The sequence below is a fragment of the Mannheimia haemolytica genome (assembly GCF_004342115.1).
Classification (GTDB): Bacteria; Pseudomonadota; Gammaproteobacteria; order Enterobacterales; family Pasteurellaceae; genus Mannheimia; species Mannheimia haemolytica.
Genome location: NZ_SMAC01000052.1, coordinates 1 through 5,325, shown reverse-complemented (window position 1 = coordinate 5,325; position 5,325 = coordinate 1). Strand labels below are relative to the sequence as shown.

The following is a 5,325-nucleotide window of genomic DNA, read 5'->3' as shown; positions in this document are numbered from 1 at the left end:
ATTGCTGCAATTCTGCAAGCCGAAAACCACAATCATACCATTGCTCGCCAGCACAAGGCGGCTTTAGAGCAAGCTGAAAATCCGCTTGAATATGACTATTTGGCGGGGTGGACAAAAAACTATGAGGACTTTTTAAATGAGCAAAATGAAAAGCTATCTCTACCATAACTTAATTGCCATAGACCAACTCTTTAACGCTCTCACCGGCGGAGCAGCGGACGAAACATTTTCTAGCCGTTGCTACCGTGGTGCAGTGCTTGCGGAAAAGCCGAAAAAGCGTTGGCGTTTTTGGTATGCGTTTGTGAATGGCTTGTTTTTTGACAAAAATCATTGCAAGACTGCTTATGAAAGCGAGATTAAACGAAAGCAATACCCGCCGGAGTTTACCGAAATCACTTAATCCTGTTAAACCGCATTTCACAGCCCGAACCGCTCGCAACCCGAGCGGTTATTTTTTAAAGTCTTACCTGTTATTTAACCCTTCCCAACACAAGGATAACTATGTCAATTTTAGATACCTATCTACACGGCGTTGAGGTGGTTGAGGTCAATGCAGGTGGTGTCACCATTTCCACCGCTGCAACCTCTGTCATTGGGGTAGTCTGCACCGGAGACCAAGCCGATGCCGAGACTTTTCCGCTGAATACGCCCGTTTTAATTACTAATCCGCTCAACTACCTTGAAAAAGCAGGTAGCACCGGCACGTTACGCCGCACACTTAATTCGATTGGCTCAATCGTTAAAACGCCAACGGTGATCGTACGAGTTGCGGAGTCGGACGATAACGACACCTTAACCGCAAATATTGTCGGCACGCAGGAAAACGGCAAATTTACCGGTATTAAGGCGTTATTAACCGCTCAATCAACCGTGTTTGTTAAGCCGAAATTGCTTTGTGTGCCACAGCACGATAATCAAGCCGTTGCGACCGAACTATTAAGCGTGGCTAAAAAGCTGAATGCGTTTGCGTTTATTTCAGATAACGGTGCAACCACCAAAGAACAGGCATATACCTATCGCCAAAATTTCTCCCAGCGTGAAGGTATGATGATTTTTGGTGACTGGCAATCGTATAACACCGACAAAAAAGCCTATGATACCGATTATGCGGTGGCCCGAGCTTGTGCGTTGCAAGCCTATATTGACAAAACAGTCGGCTGGCATAAAAACATCTCAAACGTAGAGCTAGACGGTGTAACCGGTATCACTAAACCGGTAGAGTTTGATATTAACGAGAGCTCAACCGAGGCAAACTACCTCAACGAAAAAGGCATTACCATTTGCTTAAACCATAACGGTTTCCGCTATTGGGGTTCACGCACTCTTGCCACCGATACCCGCTGGGCGTTTCAGCAGTCGGTGCGAACAGCTCAAATCATTAAAGAGACCATCGGTGCAGGCTTAACTTGGGCGGTGGATATGCCACTCACACCGTTGCGTGTGAAAACAATGCTAGAGGCGATTAACAACAAGCTCCGCTCTTGGGCATCGGGTGATGACCCTCGCATTTTAGGTGCAAGAGTTTGGGTAGCTGAAGAGATCACCGCAGATATTATCAAATCAGGCAAATTTGTTATTAAATACGATTACCATTGGATTCCGTCCCTCGAAAGCCTAGGCTTAGAGCAACGGGTCAATGATGAATATGTAGTGGATTTAGTCAATACACTTAAAGCGTTATAGAGGTAAAAATGGGATTACCGGCAAAACTTAAGAATTTTAATTTTTCGGTGGACGGCACAAGCTATTTGGGCGAAACCAATGAAGTGACACAGCCGAAACTGGCTATGCAACTTGAAGACTACCGTGCAGGCGGAATGATTGCCCCTGTGGGTATCAATATGGGTTTAGAAAAACTGGAGCTTGAATTTAAAACGGGCGGACACGAAGACGATTTAATCAAGTTATTCGGTGGGACAATCAGTGGTAATGCGTTCCGTTTCAACGGTGCATACCAACACGATGATGACGATTCAGTCGATGCGGTGGAGTTAGTCTGCCGTGGGCGAATCGCTGAAATTGACGAAGGCTCAAGCAAAGCCGGTAATGATACCGAGCATAGCTATAAAGCCTCGCTAACCTATTACAAAAAAACGGTGAATGGTGTCGATATTATCGAAATCGACACCCTCAACCAAATTTACATTGTCGATGGCAAAGACCGCTTAGCGGAAATTCGCAAGGCAATGGGTTTATAGATTTCCCCCTAAATTTTCCCCAAAAGCCCCTTCCCCTTTTTTCAAGGGGCTTTTAACGATAAATAATTAAGGATTAAACAATGAAAAAAGTAACATTAAAACAAGGCATTTTGCGTGGTGAAAAACGTATTACCGAGATTGAGGTGCGTAAGCCATTAACCAAACAACTGCGTGGCACAAATCTTACCTCATTAATGCAGTTAAGCGTTGATGAGTGGTGTATTGTACTGCCACGCATTACCACGCCAAAATTAGACAAAGCCGATTTTGCCACAATGTCGGCAGCAGATTTACTTAAACTTTCCGGCAAAGCCCTAGATTTAATGAGCGAAGACTTCGATGAGGCAGACGAAGAGGACAGCGAAGAACAGGGAAAGGGCGAGATTTTAGCCTAATTCCACAGTTTGTTGATGACGCTATTGCTGATATTGCTACCGTGTTTCATTGGACACCCAATGCCTTTGATGAAATGACGATTGTCGAACTCGGGCAATGGCGAGAAAAAGCCCGCTTACGAAGTGGGGTAGAAAGTTAAAACAAGCGGTCGTGTTTCGCAAAAAATTTGCAAAATTCGACCGCTTTTAGAAAGGTGTTTATGATGATCTTATTTTTAATTTGGCTCGCTGATTTTATTGGGAAAGTTCACGTTATCATTAACGTATTTTTCTTGCTTGCGATTATTTTATGTATTGTTGGAGGTATAACCTTTTGTGCTAACTCCAGTGAGTACGATAAGGCAGAAATAAAATGGCATAATTGGGGGAAAACAAAAGTTTATCTTGCCATTAAAGTAGCGATTGCATCTGCGATTATTGGAGCGATTATCCCTTCAAAAAATACCTATTATGCAATGGTGGGAGTATATGTCGGGCAAGAGATCATCGCTAATCCGACCTCGCAAAGATTATTTGATAAATCTATTCAAGCCATTGAGTTAAAACTTGATGAAGTGATTAATTCAGACTTAAAAAAAGATAAGTAATGCTCCAACAATTCGCAATGATGTCGCTAGGCTATTTTGTGTTTATGCGATCGACAATCCCTTACCAAGACACCAGCCGAGAGATGAACTGGTCGCACGTTCAAAATGATGTGGTTGGGGCAATGCCAAAAAGCCAATTTACCGGCAAGGCAGGGGAGACAATGGAGATTTCAGCCGAGCTACGCCCTGAAATTACCGGGGGCAAAATGTCAATTCTTGCCCTTGAGATGATGGCAGAGCAAGGCTCGGCTTATCCGTTGATTAGTGGTTCAACCTTTATGGTGCTAGGCTGGTTTGTGATTGATCGAATCAGCGAGCAGGAAACCACCTTTTTTGCAGACGGCACTCCCCGAGCGATTAGCTTTTCGATGTCGCTTAAACGGGTTGATGATAGTCTGCTCGCCAATATTATTGATGAGGTCGCAGGGTTTATTTAATGGATTTTTTAGCAGAGCTAACCAATCATAACCACCGCACACCGGCTGTTTCGGTGACGGTTCGCCCAAAGCCAAGCAAAGATAATGAGGGCGAAAAAGCCAAAGATATTTCCAGCCTGATTACTCACCGCTTAATTCAACTTACCTTAACCGACAACCGAGGCTTTGAGGCAGATCAGCTGGATTTAGAGCTGGACGACACTGATGGCTTACTCGCTTTGCCAAGTCGAGGAGCGATTTTATCGGTCGGGTTAGGCTGGCAAAACAGCCCCCTGACCTACAAGGGCGAATACACAGTGGACGAGCTAACCCACGACGGCCCGCCGGATAAAGTGACGATTCGGGCAAGAAGTGCCGACTTGCGAGGCACGCTGACCAATCGACACGAGCGGAGCTTTCACCGCACGACTATTGGTAAAATTGTGAAACAGATCGCCGAAGAGAACAAACTCAAGCCGATAGTGGGCAAGGAGTTTGAAAACGAGGAGGTGAAACACATTGACCAAACCAACGAAAGCTCTATTAATCTCTTGCAACGCCTCGCAGAACAATTCGATGCCATCGCCACTGTGAAAAACGGCAATTTGATTTTCATTAAAGCCGGAAACGCCACAACCGCAAGCGGTAAACCGTTACCCCTGTTTCGCATTACCCGCAGTTCGGGGGATTCCCACAGTTTTTCGATTGCCGAAGGGGATAACTACAAAGCGGTTAAAGCCTATTGGCACAACACGCAAACCGGCAAGCGAGGCGAGGTGACGTGGGACGAAAACAGCCAAGTTAAAAAAGTGACTAAGCCCACAATGCGGAAAAAGACCAAAGTAAAACGTGGAGCAGACGGCAAGCCAATAAAAGGCAAAGACGGTAAAAGCATTAAAGAGACCGTCTTTGTAAAAGGCAAGGGCAGACAAGTTAATGCGGTGGTGCAAAGCAAACCGATTGAAAGCGACAGTGAGGCAATTAAAACCCTACCTCATACCTATATTAGCCAGCAATCAGCGATTAATGCGTGTAAAAACCATTTTGCAAAGCTTGAGCGAGGTGTGGCAACTTTTAGCCTAACTCTTGCCGAGGGCAATGCCGAGCTTATCCCCGAATTACCGGTTCAGGTTTCAGGCTTTAAGGCGGAGATTGATAGCAATGAGTGGATAATCTCACAGGTTACGCACAGTTTAAATAAAGGTGGTGGGTTTACAACAGCGTTAGAGATGGAGTTAAAACCGAAAGAGGAGAAAGAGTAATGACGCAAAATGTTCCCTACGGAAACCCAAACAACCTTTATGACGACAACCAAAAATGGGAAGGCAGAATGAGCGTGAAAAAAGGTAAGGTTCACATCTACCTCAAGCACGATATTCGCCAACCGTTTTATGTGTTACACGGTGCTTGCTGTGGATATTTTGAATGCACTGGAATGATTGAGGACTGGTATATTTACAGCCCTGTTGAATGGGAACCGCTTGCTAACCTATGCCAAGAAATTTCTTCAAACCAGCGGCAACTATGGATTTCAGGGCTTCTTCAGGTAGAACCTTCAAAACCGTGTGAAGAGAAGATTTATCGGATTGCAGTGCATTTAGTACATCTAAGAGGGTGGAGTATTCCAGGCCTTTAAGTGTAGAAGATCAAACCTAATCTGACAGTCCCCCGTTTTAAATTACCGTGTCTGTCAGATTAATTTGAGCTTAAATTCTTTTCCACCCAAATC

Annotated in this window: 9 protein-coding genes; all 9 read left to right on the top strand. The window is 44.8% G+C overall.

Going from position 1 to position 5,325, the window contains the following annotated elements:
• Nucleotides 1-136 precede the first annotated feature (136 nt).
• The 9 genes from EDC41_RS13040 (at nt 137) to EDC41_RS13000 (ending at nt 5,232) form a co-directional block, all read left to right on the top strand.
• Entirely contained in the window at nt 137-400 is a 264-nt protein-coding gene (locus EDC41_RS13040) for a hypothetical protein (protein ID WP_061888661.1), read from the top strand.
• A 101-nt stretch (nt 401-501) separates the two neighbouring features.
• Entirely contained in the window at nt 502-1,683 is a 1,182-nt protein-coding gene (locus EDC41_RS13035; protein ID WP_061888662.1) for a phage tail sheath protein, read from the top strand.
• Nucleotides 1,684-1,691: 8 nt separating this feature from the next.
• On the top strand, nt 1,692-2,198 hold the full coding sequence (locus tag EDC41_RS13030; RefSeq protein WP_006250976.1) for a phage major tail tube protein: 507 nt from the start codon (nt 1,692-1,694) through the stop codon (nt 2,196-2,198).
• An 80-nt stretch (nt 2,199-2,278) separates the two neighbouring features.
• Nucleotides 2,279-2,593, top strand: a complete 315-nt coding sequence (locus EDC41_RS13025) for a phage tail assembly protein (RefSeq protein WP_006248177.1) — start codon at nt 2,279-2,281, stop codon at nt 2,591-2,593.
• Nucleotides 2,593-2,733, top strand: coding sequence for a GpE family phage tail protein (locus EDC41_RS13020; RefSeq protein WP_100067200.1), 141 nt, complete (start codon nt 2,593-2,595; stop codon nt 2,731-2,733). The genes EDC41_RS13025 and EDC41_RS13020 overlap by 1 nt, the downstream gene beginning before the upstream one ends.
• Before the next feature lie 60 nt (nt 2,734-2,793).
• Nucleotides 2,794-3,180 carry a hypothetical protein gene (locus EDC41_RS13015; protein WP_006250974.1) on the top strand — a complete coding sequence of 129 codons (387 nt, stop codon included), beginning with the start codon at nt 2,794-2,796 and terminating at the stop codon, nt 3,178-3,180.
• Complete coding sequence (locus EDC41_RS13010) at nt 3,180-3,617, top strand: phage tail protein (protein WP_061888663.1); 438 nt, start codon at nt 3,180-3,182, stop codon at nt 3,615-3,617. Before EDC41_RS13015 ends, EDC41_RS13010 begins: the two co-directional genes overlap by 1 nt.
• Nucleotides 3,617-4,858 (top strand): phage late control D family protein, encoded by a 1,242-nt coding sequence (locus EDC41_RS13005; RefSeq protein WP_061888664.1) that lies wholly within the window; start codon nt 3,617-3,619, stop codon nt 4,856-4,858. The genes EDC41_RS13010 and EDC41_RS13005 overlap by 1 nt, the downstream gene beginning before the upstream one ends.
• Nucleotides 4,858-5,232: a hypothetical protein gene (locus tag EDC41_RS13000; RefSeq protein WP_061888665.1), complete on the top strand. Its 375-nt coding sequence runs from the start codon at nt 4,858-4,860 to the stop codon at nt 5,230-5,232. Before EDC41_RS13005 ends, EDC41_RS13000 begins: the two co-directional genes overlap by 1 nt.
• The last annotated feature ends 93 nt before the right edge of the window (nt 5,233-5,325 follow it).

Excerpts from the sequence above, each read along its gene's own strand:
- EDC41_RS13000 (WP_061888665.1), top strand. The coding sequence starts at position 4,858 with ATGACGCAAAATGTTCCCTACGGAAACCCAAACAACCTTTATGACGAC.
- EDC41_RS13025 (WP_006248177.1), top strand. The coding sequence starts at position 2,279 with ATGAAAAAAGTAACATTAAAACAAGGCATTTTGCGTGGTGAAAAACGT.
- EDC41_RS13040 (WP_061888661.1), top strand. The coding sequence starts at position 137 with ATGAGCAAAATGAAAAGCTATCTCTACCATAACTTAATTGCCATAGAC.
- EDC41_RS13015 (WP_006250974.1), top strand. The coding sequence starts at position 2,794 with ATGATGATCTTATTTTTAATTTGGCTCGCTGATTTTATTGGGAAAGTT.
- EDC41_RS13010 (WP_061888663.1), top strand. The coding sequence starts at position 3,180 with ATGCTCCAACAATTCGCAATGATGTCGCTAGGCTATTTTGTGTTTATG.
- EDC41_RS13005 (WP_061888664.1), top strand. The coding sequence starts at position 3,617 with ATGGATTTTTTAGCAGAGCTAACCAATCATAACCACCGCACACCGGCT.
- EDC41_RS13030 (WP_006250976.1), top strand. The coding sequence starts at position 1,692 with ATGGGATTACCGGCAAAACTTAAGAATTTTAATTTTTCGGTGGACGGC.
- EDC41_RS13035 (WP_061888662.1), top strand. The coding sequence starts at position 502 with ATGTCAATTTTAGATACCTATCTACACGGCGTTGAGGTGGTTGAGGTC.